At 58.7% G+C, this 22,915-nt stretch carries 18 protein-coding genes; 9 read left to right on the forward strand and 9 right to left on the reverse strand.

Features of this window, described 5'->3' with window-relative positions:
- The 3 genes from H9S92_RS17290 to H9S92_RS17300 form a co-directional block, all read left to right on the forward strand.
- Positions 1-1,005 (forward strand): RHS repeat-associated core domain-containing protein (locus H9S92_RS17290; protein ID WP_187467954.1); only part of this gene is annotated, 1,005 nt, incomplete at its 5' end.
- A complete protein-coding gene (locus H9S92_RS17295; RefSeq protein WP_187467955.1) occupies positions 1,005-1,592 on the forward strand; it encodes a hypothetical protein in 588 nt (195 codons plus the stop codon). The genes H9S92_RS17290 and H9S92_RS17295, both read left to right, overlap by 1 nt.
- Positions 1,593-1,849: 257 nt before the next feature.
- Positions 1,850-2,221, forward strand: coding sequence for a 3-coathanger stack domain-containing protein (locus tag H9S92_RS17300; protein WP_336621979.1), 372 nt, complete (start codon positions 1,850-1,852; stop codon positions 2,219-2,221).
- A 32-nt stretch (positions 2,222-2,253) separates the two neighbouring features.
- Here the strand turns inward: H9S92_RS17300 and H9S92_RS17305 are convergent, their stop codons facing one another.
- Positions 2,254-3,534 carry an asparagine synthetase B gene (locus H9S92_RS17305; protein WP_187467957.1) on the reverse strand — a complete coding sequence of 427 codons (1,281 nt, stop codon included), beginning with the start codon at positions 3,532-3,534 and terminating at the stop codon, positions 2,254-2,256.
- A gap of 281 nt (positions 3,535-3,815) precedes the next feature.
- Here H9S92_RS17305 and H9S92_RS17310 point away from each other — a divergent pair, with 281 nt between their 5' ends.
- The 3 genes from H9S92_RS17310 to H9S92_RS17320 all read left to right on the forward strand — a co-directional run bounded on the left by H9S92_RS17310 (position 3,816) and on the right by H9S92_RS17320 (position 7,775).
- Positions 3,816-4,508 (forward strand): hypothetical protein, encoded by a 693-nt coding sequence (locus H9S92_RS17310; protein ID WP_187467958.1) that lies wholly within the window; start codon positions 3,816-3,818, stop codon positions 4,506-4,508.
- 626 nt (positions 4,509-5,134) lie between these two features.
- On the forward strand, positions 5,135-6,559 hold the full coding sequence (locus tag H9S92_RS17315) for a DUF92 domain-containing protein (RefSeq protein WP_187467959.1): 1,425 nt from the start codon (positions 5,135-5,137) through the stop codon (positions 6,557-6,559).
- 403 nt (positions 6,560-6,962) lie between these two features.
- Complete coding sequence (locus H9S92_RS17320; protein WP_187467960.1) at positions 6,963-7,775, forward strand: sulfurtransferase; 813 nt, start codon at positions 6,963-6,965, stop codon at positions 7,773-7,775.
- On the opposite strand, the gene H9S92_RS17325 is transcribed toward H9S92_RS17320, so the two are convergent.
- Positions 7,772-8,677, reverse strand: a complete 906-nt coding sequence (locus H9S92_RS17325; protein ID WP_187467961.1) for a nucleotidyltransferase family protein — start codon at positions 8,675-8,677, stop codon at positions 7,772-7,774. The genes H9S92_RS17320 and H9S92_RS17325 overlap by 4 nt on opposite strands.
- 140 nt (positions 8,678-8,817) lie before the next feature.
- Positions 8,818-9,498, reverse strand: coding sequence for a hypothetical protein (locus H9S92_RS17330; protein WP_187467962.1), 681 nt, complete (start codon positions 9,496-9,498; stop codon positions 8,818-8,820).
- Between the two features lie 317 nt (positions 9,499-9,815).
- On the opposite strand from H9S92_RS17330, the gene H9S92_RS17335 reads away from it, so the two are divergent.
- Entirely contained in the window at positions 9,816-11,342 is a 1,527-nt protein-coding gene (locus H9S92_RS17335; protein ID WP_187467963.1) for a GH3 family domain-containing protein, read from the forward strand.
- A gap of 468 nt (positions 11,343-11,810) precedes the next feature.
- Here the strand turns inward: H9S92_RS17335 and H9S92_RS17340 are convergent, their stop codons facing one another.
- From H9S92_RS17340 to H9S92_RS17365, 6 genes are all read right to left on the reverse strand, one after another.
- On the reverse strand, positions 11,811-14,912 hold the full coding sequence (locus H9S92_RS17340) for a M1 family metallopeptidase (RefSeq protein WP_187467964.1): 3,102 nt from the start codon (positions 14,910-14,912) through the stop codon (positions 11,811-11,813).
- Positions 14,913-15,001: 89 nt separating this feature from the next.
- Positions 15,002-15,427, reverse strand: coding sequence for a hypothetical protein (locus H9S92_RS17345; RefSeq protein WP_187467965.1), 426 nt, complete (start codon positions 15,425-15,427; stop codon positions 15,002-15,004).
- Positions 15,411-15,716 carry a BrnT family toxin gene (locus H9S92_RS17350; RefSeq protein ID WP_187467966.1) on the reverse strand — a complete coding sequence of 102 codons (306 nt, stop codon included), beginning with the start codon at positions 15,714-15,716 and terminating at the stop codon, positions 15,411-15,413. The genes H9S92_RS17345 and H9S92_RS17350 overlap by 17 nt, the downstream gene beginning before the upstream one ends.
- A gap of 28 nt (positions 15,717-15,744) precedes the next feature.
- Positions 15,745-16,791, reverse strand: coding sequence for a hypothetical protein (locus tag H9S92_RS17355; RefSeq protein WP_187467967.1), 1,047 nt, complete (start codon positions 16,789-16,791; stop codon positions 15,745-15,747).
- 55 nt (positions 16,792-16,846) lie between these two features.
- Entirely contained in the window at positions 16,847-17,368 is a 522-nt protein-coding gene (locus H9S92_RS17360) for a hypothetical protein (protein ID WP_187467968.1), read from the reverse strand.
- Positions 17,369-17,527: 159 nt separating this feature from the next.
- The gene (locus H9S92_RS17365) at positions 17,528-19,498 is read right to left on the reverse strand and encodes a Na+/H+ antiporter NhaC family protein (RefSeq protein ID WP_187467969.1); all 1,971 of its coding nucleotides are present in this window, start codon (positions 19,496-19,498) and stop codon (positions 17,528-17,530) included.
- 103 nt (positions 19,499-19,601) lie between these two features.
- On the opposite strand from H9S92_RS17365, the gene H9S92_RS17370 reads away from it, so the two are divergent.
- Together H9S92_RS17370 and murQ are read left to right on the forward strand one after the other, a co-directional pair.
- Complete coding sequence (locus tag H9S92_RS17370; protein ID WP_187467970.1) at positions 19,602-21,911, forward strand: T9SS type A sorting domain-containing protein; 2,310 nt, start codon at positions 19,602-19,604, stop codon at positions 21,909-21,911.
- A 111-nt stretch (positions 21,912-22,022) separates the two neighbouring features.
- Positions 22,023-22,823 carry an N-acetylmuramic acid 6-phosphate etherase gene (gene murQ, locus H9S92_RS17375; RefSeq protein WP_187468008.1) on the forward strand — a complete coding sequence of 267 codons (801 nt, stop codon included), beginning with the start codon at positions 22,023-22,025 and terminating at the stop codon, positions 22,821-22,823.
- The last annotated feature ends 92 nt before the right edge of the window (positions 22,824-22,915 follow it).

Genomic DNA, 22,915 nt, shown 5'->3' on the forward strand with positions numbered 1-22,915 from the left:
GGCAACAACCTCATTGAAGCCGCAGAAGTGTTGCAAGAAAACCACTACTACCCCTTTGGCATGGAGATGCAAGGGGGCTGGCTGGCGGAGCCGGGCGTGGAGCAGCGGTATGGGTATAATGGGAAGGAGTTGAATGAGGAAGTGGGGTGGCATGATTATGGGGCGCGGTGGTATGATGCGGCGGTGGGAAGATGGGCAAACATAGACCCGCTATCGGAAATGATGTATAGCTGGAGTCCGTACAATTACGTATACAATAATCCCATTTCTTATATTGACCCGCTTGGTCTTTCACCGTATAAATATAACTGGGAAACTCAGCAGTATGAAAACTCAAAAGGTAAAAAAGTCAACTGGGAAACGGTATACGGTTCTACTCGACAAACTTCGACCTTGGATGTATTCATTTACAATGATCAAAATGCGAATACTAGACTAACTACTAAAAATTTAGTTAGCTTTGTCAATGAGGTTAGCTCCATTATGAATAAGAATGGAATAAGTGAAAATGTGAACTACACTTTGTTAAAAGACCTTACTTATGTTAGCTCTTTTGCTAGTCATAGAGATAAAGTTCTATTCTTAGCGCTCACTAATCGGATGTTCGGTACAAAAGAAGGGGCTACTAAACTTACGCCTACAGGTAACATTGGATTTTATAGTATATTAGAAACGGGAAGAGAGATTTTTCATACCGGAGTTGATGTAGATAAATTTAGAGTGGGACAAGGTGGCGCTACTGATCCAAATTTCAGAGGCTGGTGGGGTTCAGAAATTAAGAATCTTGCATACGCTGGAGCACATGAGTTATTTCATCAGTTGGATATTCATTCACGAATGGCCATACCTGGAAATATGAGTAGCTATCCTTTTAATGATGGGGGGCACTATAATGGCAATATAAACATTTTGAACAGTGGAGGAGCACCTGGAACAGACGACTCACGCCTAATGCTTCCAGAAGGGGTCAGACGTCGCATTCTTGAATACCTAAATTACAGATAATGAAAGATTTTATATGGATCTTAGTCTCTACTACCTGTCTTATCTTATGTTCATCTTGCGGCGATACGCACTCAGACCATCAAGAGACAAACGATAGTAGTACAATTAAAATGACTGTTGAAAAACGGCATGGAGAGTTGTTTGCTAATATCACAAATAACTCCCAAGATGGGTACATCACAACATTGACGAAAGATGGCGAACTCGATTACAATGGGATTTACGCATACGATAGTTTGTTCTGCGCGACGGGAGAGATAAGACTTTCGTCCATAACTGACGTTTTTAACCTTAAGCTAGACACTATATTAAGCGGCGAAGTAAAGGAATACAAGCTGTCACTCTTCACGCCATTCATTGCTGAGGTGCTTGACTCAACATCAATTTACACATTTAAATTCTGGAGAAGTGGCTTTCCTAATTCAATAGTCAACAAGTTTATTGTCTCTGCTAGAGGCACAGACGGAAAACACAAGTTTGCGCATATAGCTACTAAAACTAAGCGCCCAAATGAGGGGCAATATCCACCCGTTGCAACAGATCTCTCCGTGTGTCGTGTATTGGTGCCTGTTGAAAGTCCAAACTAAATTTGTTGTATTGATCCGCCCTAAGATCGGCGCGAACGCAGTGGGTAATGTGGATAAAGTTTGCACGTTCGAGTTATTACAATTCACGCCTCCCCAAAATCCTCCAATCTTAAAACCCAACAAATCCTAATTCAGACAAAAAACCAGCGGCAATCCACCCGCCCATTTTGTCTGAATTGGGATTTTGTAGATTTGAGGATGGGGAAGATGGATAGCGTTTTTAGGCATCTACGCATCATTCCTCCGACCCCAGCAACATTGAATCAGCCAACAAAATCACCTCCACCCCCAATATCCCCCCTACCCCCACCGTTTCCCAAGCAAAAACCCAAATCGTGCTCGAAGCCAACTTCCAGGTACAACCCGGGGCCACCTTCACGGCCGACATCGTCCCCTGCGCGGGCGGTGCCGCCTGGCAGTACGAATATTTCCTGCAAGACCACTTGGGCAACAACCGCGTCCTCTTTGCCGACGAGAACGGCAACAACCTCATTGAAGCCACAGAAGTGTTGCAAGAAAACCATTACTACCCCTTTGGCATGGAGATGCGCGGGGGCTGGCTGGCGGAGCCGGGCGTGGAGCAGCGGTATGGGTATAAGCCACGCCTCCCCCAAATCCTCCAATCTTAAAATCCAAGAAATCCTAATTCAGACAAAATACCCTACGTCTTCCGCTTCTTCTTCTTAGCCGCCGGAAAAAGAATATTATTGAGGATCAGGCGGTAACCCGGACTGTTCGGATGCAAACTAAGGTCGGTTTCGGGGTCATTCACCAGGTGGCGGTAATCCGCGGGGTCGTGGCCAGCGTAAAAACTGAAAAAGCCTTCTCCAAAGTTGCCGTGGAGGTAACGGGCCTCGTCGGCCGGTTTGTTTTCGCCCAGGATGAGGACGCTTGATTTAATCGTCGATTTCCGGAAAGCCGTCGTTTGCCCCATAAAACCCTTCACCGTTTTGTTGTGGTTCTGGGTCAGCATGGTAGGGACGGGATCCCACTTCGCACTGTACTCAAAAAGGGTAAAGTAATCCTGGTCCTGCGAAACATTGCGGGGGTTGTGGTCAATGTCGCTGAATTCGTATTCCAGGGGGTTGCGCTGCAGTTTAAAATTCTCAAAGGCAAAGGTGCGGCTGAAGTCGAGCTTTTCCTGGGCGTTGGGGTCAATCGCATCGCCATCGTAGTAGGGTGCGCAAATGTCTACCCCGTCTGCCGCCAGGGCAATGTCGTAACTGTCCGTCGCCGAACACATCGCAAACATGAAGCCGCCGCCACCCACGAATTCCCGGACTTTTTTCACCACCGCCAACTTCAGCTGGCTCACCTTTTCAAAGCCGTTGCGGGCGGCCGTTTCCTCCAGGTAGTCGACCTGCCGGCGGTACCAGTCGGCCGTATGAAAGCTGCGGTAAAAGCGCCCGTGTTGCCCGGTAAAATCCTCGTGGTGGAGGTGCAGCCAGTCGAATTCCGCCAGGCGGTCCTTCAGCACTTCGTCGTCGTAAACGGTCTCGTAGGGAATTTCCGCGTAGGTCAGCACCAGGGTTACGGCATCGTCCCAGGGCTGGACTTTCGAGCCCTCCCGAAAATTAAATTCGGGGGTATAAACGGCAATTTTTGGGGCCTTTTCGAGCTTCATCGCATCCATATTGCGCTCTGGATCGGCAATTTCGGCCAAAATGGCGTTGAATTGCGCGTCGGGGATCACCTCGTATTTCACGCCCCGCGTCAGGCATTCCCGCTCAAAAGCGCGGCTGTGGGTAAACGCAAAACTGCCGCCGCGGTAGTTGAGCAGCCACCAGGCGTCGATCTCGTTGCTAAGCACCCAGTACGCAATGCCGTAGGCCTTCAGGTGGTCACTCTGTTTGTCATCCATCGGGATGAGAATCGTCGAAGCGCGGGCCACCGTAGTGGCGCAAAGCAGCAGAAAAAGGATCGAAAGTTTACGCAATACCATGTCGTCAGGGGGGCTTAGCTTGAATTGAAGTCAGTGGGTGTATAACGCCAAAAGCGGGCAAATAGGTGTGCGCAGTGGGCAACTCGGGCGCGGCCGCAGGTGCCGTGGAAGTCGAAAGGCCATGCAAGTCACCGGCCAGCTCCTCTTCGTCCCCTTGCTCCTCGTCCCAACTCCACCCTTCGGGGGGCCGGGGGGGAGCACCTGCGTCCGCGCCTAAAACAATTTGTATTGCTCCGGAAAAATACCTACATTTGTCAGCATAATCGCTACGCCCGCTACGCATGAAGAAGCAAAAGGTAAACCGGAAGTACAATTTTCCCGACGCCGACCTCTACCAGATGTGCACCGACGCCATCCGGCTGGCCCAGCGCGACCTGGAACACTTTAAGGATTACGACTACGACGCGCACCGCCTCAAAGGCTTCCTGACCCGCTGCCAGAAGTTCATTGACGTGCCCGACGACGACGAGCTGCTCGGCGACCAAATGGTGGTGACCGACAAAAAATACGAGGCCGCCGAAAAAGTCCGCCACGCCATCCGCTCCGTCATGACCCGCGTCCGCCTCCAATTCAGCAACCGCACCGGCCGCTACCGCAAATTCGGCACCGCCAAAATTGGGGATATGACCGACGCCCAACTCCTCTTCTGCGGCCGCCGCGTCATCCGCGTAGCCCGCGCCCAGTGGGATTTCCTGGCCGAAACCGGTCTCAACGAAGGCCACCTCGAAAAACTCTCCAAAGCCTGCCACGCCTTCGAACTGGCCATGAACATCCAACAAGATAAAGTCGCCGACCGCGACATCGCCGTCGAAAACCGCATCGACATCGGCAACCTCCTCTACGAAGAACTCATCAAAGTCTGCGACATCGGCAAAGACATCTGGGCCGAAACCGACCGCACCCGCTACGACGCCTACTGCATCTACGACTCCAACAACGAACAGAAAATCATTGCCAAGCGGGGGAAGGAGTGAATGAATGCGTGAATGATTGAATGCGTGACCGCCGTAGGCAGCAGCGTAGTTAATGCGCTGCCGCACGGGACAGCTGCCGCACGGGACAGCTGCCGCACGGGAGAGACTGCATACCCCTGCTGAGGTCCAGACGTTCTACGTCGCAGCAATGCCCTTATCTTAGTCCATCTTCGTGTCCTTAGTGGTTCAAAAAAGGAAGAGAAGCGCCCAAAAACCTCCGTGAGGTCCAGACATTCTACGTCGCAGCTGCCCCAGCCCGGTTCCGGACGTCCCGTCCGGCAAAGCTTTTTTAGCCCATGGAGTTGCCTGGAGTTGGAGCATGGAGTGGCATGGAGTTTTTTCAGGTCAAGACGTTCTACGTCGCAGCAAAAACACTCATGCGCCCCTCAACGTGAAACGTCTCGACCTCACGTCGCAGCAATGCCCTTATCTTAGTCCATCTTCGTGTCCTTAGTGGTTCAAAAAAGGAAGCGAAGCGCCCAAAAACGCCCTTCCCTCGACGTGAAACGTCTCGACCTCACTCCCCGTTAAATCTCTCGACCTCGGTCAAAACATCTCCCCTCTTGCGAAGCAAATGTTAAATTCTACATGTTGACCGCCGTAGGCAGCAGCGCAGCTAATTGTAAATGTTAAATTTAATTGCCCTCGTCATCCTAACCACCCTCCTCACCGAGCTCGCCGCCCGCCGCAACTACCTGCCCTACTGGGTAAGCCGCAAGGTGCTGCACGTCGTTGCCGTGGGGGCGTGTGCGCTGGCGACGCTGTCCATGGCCCGGCCTGTGCTGATCGGCATCGTGGCGGGGGCGGAGTTGGTCTTGCTCGGGCTTATCCTGTCCAACCAACTCATGCGGGAAGAATCGGGCCGCCGCGCCTGGGGGATCGTATGGTTTCCTCTGGCCTTTTTGCTGCTGCTCCTGGCGGTACCGGACCCGGAAATGGTGTGCTTCGCCATGCTCGTACTGGCCCTCTGTGATCCGGCGGCGACGGTGGCGGGCAAGTTGCTGGCCCGGCGGACGTATGCCCTGACCGGCGACCCCAAATCCTTACCCGGCAACCTGGCCTTTTTGCTCGTCTTCCTGGCGTTGGCGGCTTTTTTCCCCGGCGCGTGGGAGGGGATTTCCTGGCCAGCCCTCCTCGGGATAGGCCTGGTACTGGCCACGGGCGAAGCCCTCGGCTCGCGGGGGCTCGATAACCTGATCGTCCCGCTCTTCGTCGCTTTTCTGCTCACCACTTTGGGCGCTGCCCCGGAGTTGGAGCGGACTTTCCTCCTGCTCCTAGCCCTAGCTGTTCCTTTCTGTTATGTACTGGTTGCCCGGCGGAGCCTGACCCCGGGGGGTGCGCTGACGGCGGCCTTACTGGGCCTGGTGGTGGCGCTGTCTCTGGGCACCGTCTGGTTATTGCCGCTGTTCGTTTTCCTGGGCAGCAGCAGCTTGCTCGGCCGTTTGTTCCCCAGCCAAAGTGCCGCTGGCGACGCCAAGCAAAAAAGGCCGCGCGACGCCACCCAGGTAATGGCCAACGGCGGCGTCTACGGCGGACTGGCCCTGCTGGCTGGCTGGAATCCCCCCTGGCTGGGCGGGGCTGCAGACGTCCTCCCCTACTGCCTGCTGGTGGCCATGGCTATTGCTACGGCCGACACCTGGTCGTCCGAGCTGGGGCAGTATTTTCGGCGGCCTACCTACGACTTGCTCCGCCGCCAGCGGGTGCCTCCGGGGCTGAGCGGAGGCGTCAGTTGGGCGGGCAGCGCCGCTGGCTTGGCGGGAGCCCTCTTTCTGAGCGGCAGCTGCGGCTGGCTTCACCCCGGCATCACCCCCGCAGGCTACGCCGGCATCGCCCTGGCCGGTTTCCTGGGAATGCTGCTCGATAGCGCCCTCGGCAGCCGCTGGCAAGCGAAGTACGTCCACCCCGGCCCCACCGCCGTATCCGATACCCCCGGGCCCAGCCCCCAGCTCCTCTCCGGCTTCCCCTGGATGACGAATGACCTGGTCAATTTTTTAGCGATTCTGCTGGGGGTTTGCCTCTTCGCTGCTGCGTTGCTGTTGTTGGGGAGCTAGCCTCTACTAATGCGTGAATGCGTGAATGAGGGAATGGGCTGCCGCAAGCGACTTGGACGATAATTCAATTATTCAGTTATTAGCTTCGCTGCTGCCTGCCGAGGTCGCGCCTTTACTCCTTTTCATCTTTACACCCTTACTCCTGCCTGTTCGCTGCCGGGGGTGTTCGGGCCCTCAGCCGGAGGATGTTCGGGTGGGGACACCCTCAACCGGGAAATCCGAGCCGAGGGTGTTTTGCCGAAAAATCCAAGCCGGGCGTGTTCGGGTGGGGACACCCTCAGCCGGACCTTTACGGGCCGGAGACACCCTCCTCAGCCAAGGGGCTATTACGTGCGGCAGCCTATCCCGTGCGGCAGCCCATTCACGCATTCACGCATTCACTCATTCGCTCATTCGCTCACTCATGCCCCTAATCTCCGCCCCCGACCTCTCCGCCCTCCTCGGCCAGGCCGATTTGCTGTTGCTGGACTGCCGGCACGACCTCTACCACCCCGCCGCCGGTCGGCAGGCGCACGCGGAGGCCCACCTGCCGGGTGCCCACTTTCTCCACGCCGATGAAGACCTCTCCGGCCCCATCATCCCCGGGGAAACGGGGCGCCACCCCCTGCCTGACCCCGCCGTATTCCGGGCCTTAATGGGCAGCCTCGGCCTGCGCCCCGAACACACTGTGGTGGCCTACGACGATAAAGGCGGAGGCATCGCCGCCCGCGCCTGGTGGCTGCTGCGCGCGCTGGGCCACGAAAAAGTAATGGTCCTCGACGGCGGCTACCCCGCCTGGGTAGCGGCGGGCTTGCCCACCGATGCCAATCCCGTCAACCGGCCCGGAGGAGCGCCCCCGTCTCACCTCGCTCCCCATTACCAACTAAGCACCTGCGACCGCGCCCAAGTAGCCACCCTGCCCGCCGATTTTCTCTTAATCGACTCCCGCACCGCCCCCCGCTACCGCGGCGAAGAGGAAGACGTGGACCCCATCGCGGGCCATATCCCCGGTGCCATCAACCTGCCCTGGCCCGAAAACCTGCAGGACGGCCGCTTTAAGTCGCGCGAGGCACTAAAAATCCGCTTCGCCGACCTGCGCGACGAAGCGGACCATAATGTTTTTTACTGCGGCTCCGGCGTCACCGCCTGCCACAATATCCTGGCGTACTACTACGCTTTTGGCGAAATGCCCGCCCTTTACCCCGGTAGCTGGAGCGAGTGGATTACGCCTGCCTAAAACAAAGGGCTAGGATAAACGCCCTGATCGACCAGCAGCGCGAAGGCTTTCTGGACCTCCGGTTTGTCTTCCTGGTAGGTGACGCCGTACCAACGGTCGTCGGATACGAGCACCTTCACCTCGGCCGCGCCGCTTTTGATCATGCCATCCACCAGCTCGGGGATGAGGTATTCGGCGCGGGGGTTCCCCTGGTTGGCTACGGCAAATTCCTGGAAACCGCTTAGGATGTCGTCGAAAATGGCGGGGTGGAAGCCCCAGAAATTCATCGATACCACGGCGTCGTCGGCCAGGTGGTAGCGGTGTCCGTCTTCGCCCAGGTAGGTGACGCCATCGTCGGTTCCCCGCTCAATCTTGAGGCGCTCGTTAACGTCCTGCAACAAGAAATCGGGAGAGACCACCGTGACGCCTCGGTTGACGGTGCCGTGGTCGGAAAGGGTGCGGTGGAGGACGTAGCCGACCATGCTGAACAATTTCGGGCTGGCCTCGGCCACCAGAAAAGAAGCCATTTGCTGGAAGGCTTTGATGCCGTAGTAGTCGTCGGCATTGATGACCGCAAAGGGCTCATGGGTAACTTCCTTGGCCACCAGCATGGCGTGGGTGGTGCCCCAGGGTTTTTCGCGCTTGGTGTGGTCTACGCCCTCCGGAACGTAGCTGTCCATACCCTGGAAAGCGTAGGCCACCTCGATCTGGTCACCAAACTTGCCGTCAAATTTTTCGCGGAAGGGCGCTTCAATGTCTTTGCGGATGACGAAGACGACCTTGCCGAAGCCGGCGCGGATGGCGTCGTAAATGGAGTATTCGATGATGCCCTCTTCGCTGGGGCCGACGCCGTCAATTTGCTTGAGGCCGCCGTAGCGGCTGCCCATACCGGCGGCGAGGATTACTAAGGTAGGTTTGGTCACGGTACAATGGTTTTGCCGCTAAAGTAATCATGCCGGGGCGGACTCCACCGACTTCCCGGCCCGAATGTGGATTTTTTTGCTTCCCCCGCGCTCGCCAGCTTGGTTGCCTGCACCTGCGGCCGCGCCCCGTAAAAAGGCGCTCAGCCTTTCTTTTTTGCCGCCGCCCGGAATTGCGCAGCCCGCCGCTGCGCCCGCGCGTAGGCCAGCCCGTAGATGAGGGCCAGCAAGACCAGCCCGCCCACAAAAGCCGTGGCCGAGGCCAGCTGAAAGCCCGGCGTGAGCGCGGGATAAAAGTGACGGATGAAGAGCAGATCGAGCGTGATGATGGCTGCCGTCAGCAGCATACAAAGCAGGAAAATGGCACGCCCGGCCTGCAAGGTCTTCTTCTGCTGGCTGAAAAAAATGGTCCGCAAAAAGCGAAAAGGCAGCGGCCGGTAAGGATCGATGCGGATGAGCTCGCCGATTACGTGGCTGGCCACCGGGTGCTGCCCCAGCCGGTAGGCACTCACTCCTTTGGTAAACAGCAGGTGCTGGAAAACGTCGCCCTCCACCCCTGCCACCGCAGTGATGTTGTGGCGGATGCAGGCATTGATCACCAGGTCCACCATCAGTAAATGCTGCCGGTAAGCCCCCGTGGCGAAGAGGGCATTGGCGTAGTGTACCGTCAGTTCGAAGTATTCGTACACCTCCAGCCGGCCAATTTCCGCCTCCTTTTCCTCGTACAGCCGGATGGTGCGGTGGTAGTCGCGGGGATCGACGTCACGTAATTGGCGGTAGAGTTGAGATTGGGGATGGCCGGGCATATTGGCGCGCTTGGTCAATGGGAACGGGAGACTTTAAAGATACGCATCGGGCAAATTGTTGTGCGCTGGAGCCTGCTTTTTTGTCGCCTCCCCCCCGAAAAATTTTGTTGCGAAGAGGTATGGGGCGGGGCGCGGCCGCAGGTGCCGGGGGAGATCGCCCCCGGGGAAGAGCGGGGGAAAGTGGCCTGGGCGGAGAAATTTAACGGCCCGACTGGGGGAGAAGCCCGATCTTGAGGGCGCTCTGAACCTGGGGCGTGTACGGTGGGTTGACCCCGGAGGGAACGATTTTGCCCGCTACCCGGGTGTTTTTACTTACCACCTATCCTTTAGCCGTAATGCTGTTAGACCGCGTCATCGAATTGGGCCTGGGGGCCGCTGAAAAGTTCCCCCGTCGTCGCCGGCCACCCTGGCCCGCCCAGCAACGCACCCTGCGTAAGCTGCTGAAAAAAGCCCGTAAGACCGTATTTGGCCGGGCCTACGACTTCACGGGCATCCTGGCGGCGGAAGACCCCGTGGCGGCTTTTCAGCAAAACGTGCCCGTCGTTGATTACAACGCCATGTTCGACCCCTGGTGGCGCCGCGTCTACGAAGGCAAAGAGAACATCACCTGGCCGGGGGCTGCCGAGTACTTCGCCCTCAGCAGCGGCACGAGCAACGCCAATACCAAGTACATCCCCGTTACCGAAGCCACCATCCGGTCTTTGGCCAAGGGCGGCTTCCGGATGTTCTCCAGCTTCCCCGATTATCCGCTCTCCCAAGACGTCTACTCCACCTCCTGGCTCGCCATCGGTGGAACGACCCACCTGGACGTCGATAAGGGCCGGCGCTTCGGCTACCTCAGCGGCATCAACGCCCGCGAGCAACCCATCTGGGCCCGCCGCTTCTATAAGCCCGGCCGCCGCATCGCCAGCATTGAAAACTTCGATGAGCGCCTGGAGGAAATCGCCCGTCACGCACCGGAGTGGAACATCGGCATCATCGTCGGCATCCCCCACTGGGTACAACTCACCCTGGAGCGCATCGTCGAGATGCACCAACTCGATAACATCGCCCAGATTTGGCCCGAGCTGGAACTGTTCGTCAGCGGCGGCGTCGCCTACCAACCCTACGTAAAAAGCTTCACCCGCCTCATCGGTCACCCCATTCGCTACATGGATACCTACCTGGCCAGCGAAGGAATGTTTGCCTTCCAGCGCAGTGCCGACGCGCAGGGGATGCAGATGCTACTGGATAACGGCATCTTTTACGAGTTTCTCCCCTTCAACGAAAGCAATTTCGACGAAGACGGCAACCCCCGCCCCGGTGCAAGCGCCCTTACGCTCAACCAGGTTGAGGCCGGTCAGGAATACGCCCTGGTCACCACCTCCTGCAGCGGAGCCTGGCGCTACGTCATCGGCGATACCATCCGCTTTCTCGACGTCGAACAGGCCATCATCCAGATCAGCGGCCGCACCAAGCACTACATCAACCTGGTCAGCGAACACCTGACGGTCGATAACATGAACGCCGGCGTCGCCGCCGTCGAGGAAGCACTCGACGTCCGCGTCCCCGAATACACCATCATCCCCGTCAAAGAAGACCAGTACATCGCCCACGAATGGTACCTCGGCACCAATGACCCGCTCGACGCCGCCGCCGCCACCGCCGTGCTCGATGCCGCCCTCGGCCGCGTCAACGACGACTACCATTCCGAACGCCAAACCGCCCTCCAGATCAAAGTAACCGTCGTCCCCCTCCAGCGCTTCTACGAATGGCAACGCCGCGGCGGGCAGGTCAACGGACAAAGCAAGATCCCCCGCGTGCTCAAAGGGGAGCCCAAGGCGCGCTGGCTTGAGCTGTTGGGGGAAGGGTTGAAGGGTTGAATAATGGAATAAACGAATAAATGACCGCCGTAGGCAGCAGCGCAGCTCATAAGCTACCGCACGGGACACGCTACCGCACGGGACACGCTACCGCACGGGTCACGCTACCGCACATGAAGCACCCCGGTTGAGGGTGTCCCCACCCGAACGACCCCGCTGCACGAAACAAGCAAGGGTGACCAAGCAAATAAGTGACCGCCGATAGACAGCAGCGCAGGAACAGCATTCTGGAAAATGCTGTTCCTCCCAAAACACCTAGGTTTCAATACAGAAAATCGAAAAACCCTTGACGGTCAATTCCTTACCTCAAAATTTGCCACTAAAACAACCAGCAAAAATTATCTTATTGCACCAAACTTGCCTTGCATCCACCAGCGCCCATTAGCTACGCTGCTGCCCCCGGCGGTCACTCCTGCCTGCCTCGTGCGGTAGCCCATTCACTCATTCACTCATTCGCTCATTCACTCATTAAAAAAGCCCATCCACCCACCGCCAGGGCAACCACCCCTCCAGCGCCAGCCGGAAGCTGAGCCGGTTTAGCACGTTGCCGTTTTGGTCCAGCAGGTTTCGGGTGGTGGGGTCGGCAACGAGGGGGAGGTAGAACCCCATCCGCCCTGCGGCCGCCGTAATCGAAACCCCGCCTACCCAGCTGAAGATGCCCTGCTGCGGCTCCACGCTCGTTGCCTTGAAACTGTAGTAACCCGCGTCAAGGAAAAGCCCCAGGGGCAGGGGGCGGAAGGGAAGATCCGCATCCACGTTGAGCGCTACCAGGAAGTCGTTGCTCCGCCCAAAAACGAAGGCTGGCCCGATCGGTGCCCGAAAGCCGCCCTGCCGCTGTTCCAACTGCTGGCCCGGCCAGCTGCTTTGGCTGGCGTTGAGGCTGCGACCGAAGTAGAGGTCGTCGTAGCGGTAGTCGCTTATGCCATTATCCACCAGCGCCAGGGCGGAAGCCGGGTAGGTGGCCCGCTCGCGCAGGTCGTTCACCAAAAAGTAGCCCCCGTAGAGGCGGTAGCGCAAAAAGCGGTCGGCTTCGTACTGGTAGCCGCCCCGGAAGCTGGCGTCCAGCCGCAGGTGGCTGGCCTCGAAACTGCTGCTCACGCTCGCGTCGCGGTCTTTGTATTCCAGGGCGACGGACCACTCCGTGGGCCGCAGTTCCCGGTCGCGGCGCTGCGTATAACCCAGGCGGTAAAAGCGGTTGCCCTGTCGCTGGGTGCCCACGGGTTGCGGACTGTTCTCAAAGCGGGGGCGGTCTTGGCGCAGGTCGATGATTTGGATAAAAAGGCGGCGTTCGCGGCCCGTGATCGGAGGGTCAGCGAAGAAGACTTCGGCCTTCAGGGCGTGGCGTTGGTAGGCGTAGGCCTGGTCGGTTTGGGGCAGCGTGAAGTCGCTGAAACGTTGCGTGCCCAGGCTCAGTAAAACTTGTTGGATACCGGGCGTTGGGCGCAGCAGGCGGTAGCGCGCGCCGGCCATCCCCGCCAGCTCGCTGCTGCGGGTACCGTAGAGCGGGGCCAGGATCCACTCCAGGCGGCGGGGCTCAAGTGTCCGGTTGTGCAGGGCCAGGCCGGCCAGCAAGCCATCGTGGGCGTTGTAGCCCAGCAGGGGGGAAACAAACAGTTGCTTTGCGTCCGTACGTTCCGCGCTGGTCCCGGGTTTCAATTGCCAGCTTTTGCCGCCGCGCTGGTTGTTGTGCGTGTACAAATCCAGGGGATTACCGGCCGGGGGCAGGAGTACGGATCGGGCATCGCCGGTAGCCAGGGTGCGCTGCTGGGGGTGGAGGCGGACGGTATCCAGGGAGCCGGAGGGGCTGCTGATTTGCGCGGTCGCAGGTGCCAGGCGCGGTCCGCGGTGCGCAAGGGAAGTCGTGCCCGCCTTAGTCCTTGGCCCCACGCGCCAGTCGCTGGTAGCCGTTGAAGTCAGCGCCGCCGCAAACCAGGGGCCAAAGTCTTCGCCCAATTCTTCCGCCAGGACCGCAAAAAAATCTTCCGGCCCGGGGTGGCGAAACTGCCAGCGCTGGTAGTACGCCCGCACGGCGGCGTCGAGTCGCTCCGTCCCCACGTAGGCCGCCAGTTCGTGGAGGGCCAGACTGGGCTTGCTGTAAGCCCCCACGCCGTAGTTGAGGTAAGAGAGGCTGTCGGAGCGGGTGTCCGGGGCCTGGTCTTTGCCCTGCCGCGCCAGAAAGTGGTAACCGAGGCGGTTCAGGTCGATGGCACCGAAGAGGGGCAAGGTGTACGAGCGGTCGGGGTAATACCCGGCCATGTAGCGTTGCTCGTAGTAGGAATTGACGCCTTCGTCAAGCCAGGGGTGGTCGCGTTCGTTACTGGCCAAAATGCCGTAAAACCAGTTGTGGCCAACTTCGTGGGCCAGCACTTCATCCAGCGCAGCGGCGTCTTCGCTCAGGCCAATGACGGTGATCATGGGGTACTCCATTCCACCGCCCGCGCTGAGGGCCGATTGCAGCCCCGTCACCTGGGGGTAGGGGTAAGGACCGATGTGCTGATGGTAAAATCGCGTGGCCCGTTTCAGGTAGTCGGTCGCTTCCCGCCAGAGTCCGGCCTGGCTCTCGGTGAAGAAAGCCCAGACGTCGGTCGTCCCCGGCTGCTCCCCCTTGGGGGGTTGGGGGGCCAACGAACTCCCCCCTTTGGGGGGTCGGGGGGGAGCACCTGCGGCCGCGCCCACCTCCGAAAGCCGCAAGGTATCGTGCAGCACCTTGAAGCGCTTATCGGCAAACCAGGCGAAGTCGTGCACGTTTTCGGCCAGGTAAGTCAGGGTCTTGCGCGTGGTGGCCGAGGGCGGAAAGGGCTCGCGGACGTAGCCCTCGGAAAGGTCCGTGCGTTGCGCCAGGGCCGCCCGGTCAGTAGCCGCTTTTTCCAGTAGCCAGGTCCGTTCCGCCGCCTCCTGCAGTACACCGGTGGCCCCAACGACGTAATTTTCAGGCAGCGTGATTTGTACCCGGAAACTACCGAACTCACTGAAAAATTCCCCCTGGTCGAGGTAAGGCAGCGGGTGCCAGCCCGCCCGGTCGTAAACGGCGGGCTTGGGGTACCACTGGCTGATTTGGTAGCTCTCGCCCACGTGGCCGAGGCGGGAAAAAGACGCGGGAATTTGGACGCGAAACGGCGTTTCCAGTACCACCACACCCCCGGGCACCAGGGGCGAGGGCAGTTGCAGCAAGAGGAGGTCGGGGGAATCTCCAAACGTGTATTCGGCCGCTACGCCATCCACCGTGAAGCGGAGGCTATCCAGCGTCCCCCGCTCTGCCGCAGACGCAAAGTGGAAGTCCGTTTGCCCATTGCGCAGTTGCTGCCGGGCGAAGGCTGATGCGTCGGAACCATAAGCCCGCGGCCAGCAGTGCAGCCAGATCTCCCGCAAAGTATCGCCCGAATGGTTGGTATACGTCAGGCGAAGCTGGGCCGAAAGTTGGTGACGGACGTCATCCAGCGCAACCGAAATGTCGTAATCCACCCGCTGCTGGAAATAAGTATTCGCCTGGGCGGTCAAGAGACCGGGCAGCGCGCTGAAGCAGAAGAACAGAGTCACGAGGGCAGTCGGCAACGAATGGGGTGCTTTCATCGGCTGGTTGGGTTGGAGGGGACAATTCAGTAATTGGTGCCACTGAATTTTGACCACCGGCGGAGGTCGCTACCTGTTACACCGCAGATTTATTGTTTTTGGAGCAACTTAGTGGCATTGTAAATATCCACCACAAAACGCCCCAGTATTTCCCCCACTTTGTCTTGATTGTCGCGTATCCATTTGCGGACTTCCACATCCTGAATTTTTATCTGCATCGATATTTCTTCTGCTTCCTCCGCTTGTCCGCTCAACCGCCGGGCCAATTCCGCCTTTTCATCCCAAGTCAATTCAACGGGTGCTTGACTCCATTCAACTTCATCAAAATCCGGATCGTAAGCGATGTCTCCATCATCGTAGAAGATGTTCTGTTCTGGCACCACTATCCCATGTTCGGCCAGGATCAAGGCGTCAACGGCCTTGACCTGAACATCTTGCAAGTCTTTTATCGCAACACCCTGCAAGCTTTTATTGCTCCTGGCAAGTGCTATGGCCTCTTCAATGTTCATCTTCATCCTGCGACTGTTTAGATAAATTATGCTCAAGATAGGATTTTGCCTCCTTGTTGCTCGCACTCCTTGCTGAGATAATCCTGACCACGGTTGATCGCATGGTGTAAACCAGTGCGATTAATACTCTGCTTAACGTTTTACCAATGATCAATATCCGCAATTCCGACCCAAAGGTTCCTCGAAATTCGAGCGCATTTTTATCCTCAAACACCTCTTTAGCCTTTTCAAAGCCAATGGAATGCTTTTCGAGATTCGACTGGTTTCTATTTTCGTCCCATTCGAATTGTGGCATGGGTTAAGTTTTTAGGCGTGCTACCCTTCTACTCAAAAAACTTATCGTACCCGTCGCTTTTGCCCCGGGTTTGCGCGTCTTTTTCGCGGCGGGGGATTTCGTCCAGGTTCAAAGTTTCGTCGGTGCTGCTATTGGTTTTGGCTTTCCCTTCGGTATTGAGGTGGCCGCCAGTGAGGAGGAGTTCGCTTTTGCGTTCCCATTCCTCGAGCATGCGCAGGCCTTCGTCGGCAAAAACGCCGTTCTGGAGGTCTACCGAAGACATGAAGTCTTTGCTGAGTTCCATCATCCGTTCCATTTCGCCGACTTTATTGGCCACGTCATCGGCAATGTGTTCCATGGCCGCGTCGAACATGGCGCGTTGGTCGGGGTCGCCGTTGATGATAGACATGGCCGACTTCATGGCGCCGTGGCTGGCGCGGATGGCCTTGCGTTCTTCGATCTTGATGGCGACCTGGTCGCGGGTATCTTCGAGCAATACCTCGGAGGTCTGGTGCATGCGGTTGAGGACGCGGTTGAGGACGTCCATCTTGGCCAGCAGGACATTGTATTTCTCGTTGCTTTCGCGCAGGCGGGCGGCGCGGCGGCTGGAGAGGATCATCTGTTGGTTTTTGCCCGTTTCCTGGGCGAGTTTGGCCAGCTTGAGCTGCTTCTGGATTTCCGATTCGTTGGTCTCTACCAGGGTTTTCAGGTGGCGCACCTGCCCGCGCAGTACACCGATCTGCTTACGCATTTCCACCAGGTTGTTCTCCAGCTCTTCGATGTAGCTTTTGAGGATGCCGATGGGGTCGATGTTGACAAAAACACCGGTGATCTTCCGCATCGCACCTTTGTAGAGGTAGCTCAGCAGGGTGCGGGTACGGGGGTCAACGAAGGCGAAAACCACCGTAGCCAATACGGCCAAGCTGACCACCAGGCCAATGGTAGTGGCGATGAAGCTGCTGAGTAAGGTCCAGAAAGTCGACACCAAAAAGGCACCGCCCGCCAGCAGGAGAACCAGAAAAAAAAGGCCAGTGATGCCTTCGGGGCGCTTCCAGAAGGATTTTTTTGCCAGTGCTTCAGTGGGAAAATCGGCCATGGGTCTTACGTTGCGGAATAAAAAACGGGCGGAAAAAGACGGCGACGGGTCCGCTTTAGCCGAGGACGCGCGTGATGTCTGCTACGTCTTCCCGAATGGCGGCGGTGATGATGTCGAGAGCGTCGTCGAATCCCTTTTGGTTCATAACGGCTTTGTCCTTGGCAGAGTTGATGAGCTGATCGGCCGAAGCGATTTCCTGCTTCGCTTTTTCTACCTCTGCCTGGAGTTGCTCAATTTTAGCTTCCCAGTTGGCAATTTTTTTCTTCAGTTCGCCGGTTTGCTTGGCCTTGCCCTCCACATTGCTCATGAGGTGCTTTTCCATGCTGTTCAGGAATTTCGACTTCTCATCCTGGAGCACTTCCGTGTAGTACTTGGCGGTCTTGATCAGTTTTTCCAGCGTCAGCCCTACGGTGCTGCCCGTCGAAAAGGCCGAACGGATGGCCGTATCGTGGTCGATGCCGAGTTCTTCCAGTTTGGCTACGGACTGCTTGAACTCAAGGTAATCGAACCCTTCCAGGTTTTTATCCTCCAGGGCTTTCATGAGTACGTTGGCGAAGCGATCGTCGTCGTGGGACATAGTATTAAAGGCTCTGCTTAAATTGGACATGGTGTAGTAACGTTCGTAGTCCTGGCAAATGTACGGGCCACGGGGCGGACTTCCGACTTTTACCGCCCATGGCTAGACCAGCCCCGGAGACAAATCGACGGATCCGCGCTGGGCGGCCCGGGCGGTCCCTTAATCTTCCACCACCCTTCCCCGCCAACGGACGATGCCGTAAAGCAAAACCAGCCCCAGAGCCATCAGGCCCAGGCAAAGCACCCAGCCTCCGCCGAAGAGGGTGGACAGGAAACCCATGGTGATGGCCATCGCGCCTACCGTCAGGGCGTAAGGCAGTTGGGTCCGGACGTGATCGATGTGGTTGCAGTCCGAGGCCAAACTCGAGAGGATGGTCGTATCCGAAATTGGGGAGCAGTGATCGCCCAGCACGCTGGCGGCCAGGACAATGGAAATGACGTTGTAGAGCAGACGGTGGGCCTCTTCGGCCTCCCAGCCATTGGCGGTGGCTACTGCCCAGGTGAGGGGGATGGCGATGGGATAGAGAATGGCCATGGTGCTCCAGCTCGACCCCGTACTGAAGCTGATCAGGGCGGCCAGTACAAAGACGATGGGGGGCAAAAAGTAAGGGTTCAGGCTCCCCCCCAGCAGGTCCACCAGGAAATCTGCAGTGTGCAGGTCTTCCGTTGTGATGGCCAGGGCCCAGGCCAGGGTAAGTATCATGATGGCCGAGAACATGGCCTTGAAACCCGAAGTCAGGCTGCCCATCGTTTGCTCAATGTTCATGATGCGCTGCCCGAGGGTAAGGAGAATGGCAACAACTACGCCGCTGATCGATGCCCAGAGCAGGGCTACGTAGCTATCTGCCGCGCCGATGACGGTGCCGAGTTTCCCGAAAAAGCTGCCGTCCATGGCCGCCCAGGTGGCCCCCCAGCCATCCGAAGCAGGAGGGTTCTCCAGCCCGCCGTACACCGAGGCCAGCCCCGTATCGAGAAGCCCGATGATGGTCATGACCACCACCGTGAGTACGGGAAAAATCGCATTGCGGGCCCGTAGCGGAGCACCTTTTACGGGGCTGAGGTCTTCGGTTTCCACCACTTCTTCCGCCTCCGTGCTGGTGGCTTTCACCTGGCCGGTGCTGCGCGCACGTCGTTCGGCGGTGAACATGGTACCAAAATCACGCCGCGTGGCTATGAGGAAAAGCATAAAGCCCAACGTAAATACCGGGTAGTAGCTGTACTTGAGGCTTTCCAGAAAAACGGCGTAGGGCGTCTGGTCTTCCAGCCCTACCACGCCTTTGATGCCATCGCCAATGTAGCCCAGCTCCGCCCCGATCCAGGTGGTAATAAAGGCAATGGAGGCCACGGGCGCGGCCGTAGAATCCACGAGGTAAGCCAGTTTTTCGCGGCTGATCTGGAAACGATCGGTGACCGAACGCATCGTATTCCCCACGATGAGCGTGTTGGCGTAATCGTCAAAAAAAATGCCCACCCCGAGCAACCAGGTGATGAACTGGGCGGATTTGGGCGTGCGCGCGTACTTCGTCAGGCGCTCCACTACTCCGGCCATCCCGCCGTTGCGGCTGATGATGGCCACCATGCCCCCCACCAGCAGGCTGAAGACGATGATGGCCAGGTGCCCGCCGTCGTTCAAAGCCTCCACAACGTAGTGCTCCACGGAATAAAGCAAGGCCTTGATGATGCCGAGAAAACCTTCAAAGCGCAGTCCGCCCGCCAGAAAAGCGCCCACCCATACGCCAGCGAACAGGGAAATGAGCACCTCCCGAAACACCAGGGCCAGGCCGATGGCAATCAGCGGAGGCAAAATCGAGAGCCACAGCGGAATGCGCCGCAGCCGCTCAGGGCCACTACCCACTCCGCCGCTCAGGTGATACAAAGCGCTGTTGCCGCCGGATTTCACCAGGTGCAAACCCGGTTCGATCATCACGTACTTGCGGCCATTCTGGTCCGTCAGCGCAACGGTGTCGCCATTGATCGTGACCACCCCCGCCGTAGCGGGAAAGGCCAGCCCATCCTGGGTAAACTCCAGCCGGGGCAGCCAATCTGCCGCATCCTCCTGGGCCATTAATGGCGATATGCCGAGCAGCAGACCAATAAATAAGGTTAACGCAGTAAACTTTGGGTGGGACATAGCGTAAGGTTAATCGTGGCAATATAGGGACTCGCAGTGATGTATCGTTGCACTACCCCTGGTCACCGCAGCAGTTGGCCCCAAGCCCTCCACGTTTGTCCGCATGAAAAGCACGATTGTACTCCCGCCTCCGCCCCGTTTCATTCCTTTCGCCTGGCCCGGTTGGCGGGTGGTACGAAAGTTCTTTCCTCTGCTGGCAGCCCTTTTGGGGGCGGTTCCGGCCACCGGACAGCTTACGCCGCTGATTCCCGCTTACCCGCCGGTCAGCACCACGGGAGGGCGCGACCTCCCCCTGGCCTGGTTTGGCGGCCTCAACAGTCCGCAACCCCAGCTGGCTGACCTCGACGGCGACGGCACCGACGACCTCTTCGTTTTCGACCGAGCCGGCAACATCGCCCTGGCCCTCCGAGGGCTGGGCGGCGACCGCTACGACGAAGCACCCGCCCTGACCGCCCACTTCCCCCCCGAGATCACCAACTGGATGATGCTGCGCGATTACAACCACGACGACGTGCCCGACATCTTCACCTACGCCGCAGCCGTGGATGGCATTGCCGTATACCGGGGCCACCGCCGCAGTGATGGCCTGTTGGGCTTTACCCTCGTCGACTTCGGCGACCCCTTACCCCAACTTTACTTTCCTTTTTCGGGAGTCCGTACCCCCGTCTTCGTTTCCAGCATTGACTACCCCGCCGTGGAGGACGTTGACTTTGATGGCGACCTCGATATCCTCACCTTCGCCGTTGCGGGGGGCCACGTTGAATACTACCGCAACGTAGCCGTGGAACGAGGCTTCGGGGCCGATACCCTCATCTACACCCTCGAAGACCAGTGCTGGGGCGGCTTCTTTGAAAGCGGACTGACCACGGCCCTGGACCTGGCAGACCGCCCGGACGCCTGCTCCGACGGCTTACTGGGCAGCGGACGACCCCGTCACTCAGGCTCCACCATGCTGGCCCTCGATTACGACGGCAACGGCCGGACGGACCTGATGCTGGGCGATATTTCCTTCGATGCCCTGGTGCTGGCCCTCAATACCGGCACCCGCGATCAAGCCTGGATCACCAGCCAGGACTCCGTCTGGAACACCAACGGCGTGGCCGTCAACATCAACTCTTTTCCCGCCGCCTTCCACCTCGATGCGGACCAGGACGGCGCGCGCGACCTCATCGTCTCTCCCTCCATCATCCTCAACGGCGAGGACGTCAACGTCACCTGGCTCTACCGCAACGTGGGCAGCGACGCCGCCCCCGACTTCCGCTTCCAGACCCGGCGTTTCCTCATTGAAGATATGATCGACTTCGGCACCTCCGCCAACGTCTCCGTCTTTGATGCCGACGGCGATGGCCGCCCCGATCTCGTCATCGGTAACAACAACGCCTACACAGGCACCAACCTGCTTTCCAGCCAGCTCCGCCTCTTCCGCAACGACGGCGCGGGGGGATTTACCCTGGCCGATGGCGACTACCTCGGGCTCACCGCCTTCATGAGCACCACCTGGGCCTTCGCGCCAGCCTTCGGCGACTTAGACGGTGACGGCGACGACGACGTAGTGCTCGGCGAACGCAGTGGCAGGTTGATCTACGGCGAAAACACGGCCGGCCAGGGCAACCCCGCCACCTTCGCGCCCCTGCAATTCGAGTGGCAAGACATCGATGCCGGGCAGTTCTCCAAGCCTTTTCTGGCCGACCTCGACCGCGACGGCCGTACCGACCTGCTGGTGGGCGGCTTCGATGGCCGCATCCGCTTCTACCGCAACGTCGGTTCGCGAACCAACCCCGTTTTCAACCCCGACCCCACCGCACCGGGCAATATGCTCCAACTCGGGGGCATCAATACCAACGCCCCGGGGGTCAGCACGGGCCACCCCAACCCCTGGGTTCTGCAGTACCGCGACCACACCCTGGTACTGAGCGGCAACCGCAGCGGTACCATTGAGGCCTACCGCTTTGGCGTTGATACCGCCCACACCGCGCCGTTTAAGCTGCTCACCAAAGCCATCGGGGGGCTGGATGTAGGTACTTTTTCCAACCCCGGCCTGGCGGATTTTGACGGCGATGGCCTGCTCGACCTCGTTTTGGGCAACGAGCGGGGCGGCGTTAGTTTTTACCGCACTGCGCTGGCCGAAGAGTTTGCCGTGGGCCTCTTTGCGGCGGAGCCCCCCAGCTTTGACTTCCAGGTTTTTCCGAATCCCGCAGTAGATGTGCTTACCCTCTCCGGGTGGCCGGCGGGCGGCGTTGCCACGCTGGAGCTGCTCGACGTCACCGGCCGGCTCCTGCAACGTACCACCCTGCCCAACGCCAGCGGCAACGATTTCCTGCGCTGGCCCCTGGGCGGATACCCACCCGGCGTCTACCTCGTACGGGCCAGTGGCCCTGCCGGGGTGGCCTTGCGGCGGGTGGTAGTTCGATAGTTCAGTAGTTCATAGTTCATAGTTCATAGTTCATAGTTCAGTAGTTGATAGGGAAACTAACGACTAGTGAACTATCGACTAACTTTACCGGGTAAAAGCCAGCACATCACCATGCAAAAAATAACGGAACAAGCGGGCCCTTACCGGCATCTGGAGCGGCAGACTACGGAAGAACTCCTGACGAACATCAACCGCGAGGACCAGAAAGTGGCGTTGGCGGTAGAGCGGTGCATTCCGGCACTGACGGCGCTGGTGGAAGATATTGTCCCCCGGATGCAACGCGGCGGGCGCATCTTTTACACGGGCGCGGGCACGAGTGGCCGGCTGGGCGTGCTGGACGCGAGTGAGTGTCCGCCCACCTTCGGGGTGCCGCCCGGGTGGGTCGTTGGCCTGATTGCGGGTGGAGACCGGGCCCTGCGCCATCCCGTGGAAGCCGCTGAAGACGCCACCGACCGGGGTTGGCAGGACCTGGAAGCCCACGGCATTAACGACCGCGACATCCTCATCGGCATCGCCGCATCGGGCACCACGCCCTACGTCATCGGCGGATTGCGCGCGGCGCGGGAACGGGGCATCCTTACCGCCTGCATCACCTGCAACCCCGGCGCACCCGTCACGGAGCACGCCGACCACCCCATCGTCGCCGTAGTTGGCCCGGAAGTCGTCACGGGCAGCACGCGCATGAAGTCCGGCACCGCCCAGAAACTGATCCTCAACATGATCTCCACCGCTACCATGATCCGCCTCGGCCGCGTCAAAGACAACCGGATGGTGGACATGCAGCTCTCCAACGCCAAACTCGTGGACCGCGGCACCAAAATGATCGTCGAGAGCCTGGGCATCGACTACGCCGAGGCCGAACGCCGTTTGCTGCTCAGAGGGAGCGTCCGGGCCGTTCTCGAAGCCGGATAGGGCGCGGCCGCAGGATGCCGGGGGGTGGACCAAAGCGCAAAGTAAGTCCCCTTTCGAGTTCGGTAGTTTTGTAGTTGGGTAGTGGACAATAC

The sequence above is a fragment of the Neolewinella lacunae genome, assembly GCF_014349155.1.
GTDB lineage: Bacteria > Bacteroidota > Bacteroidia > Chitinophagales > Saprospiraceae > Neolewinella > Neolewinella lacunae.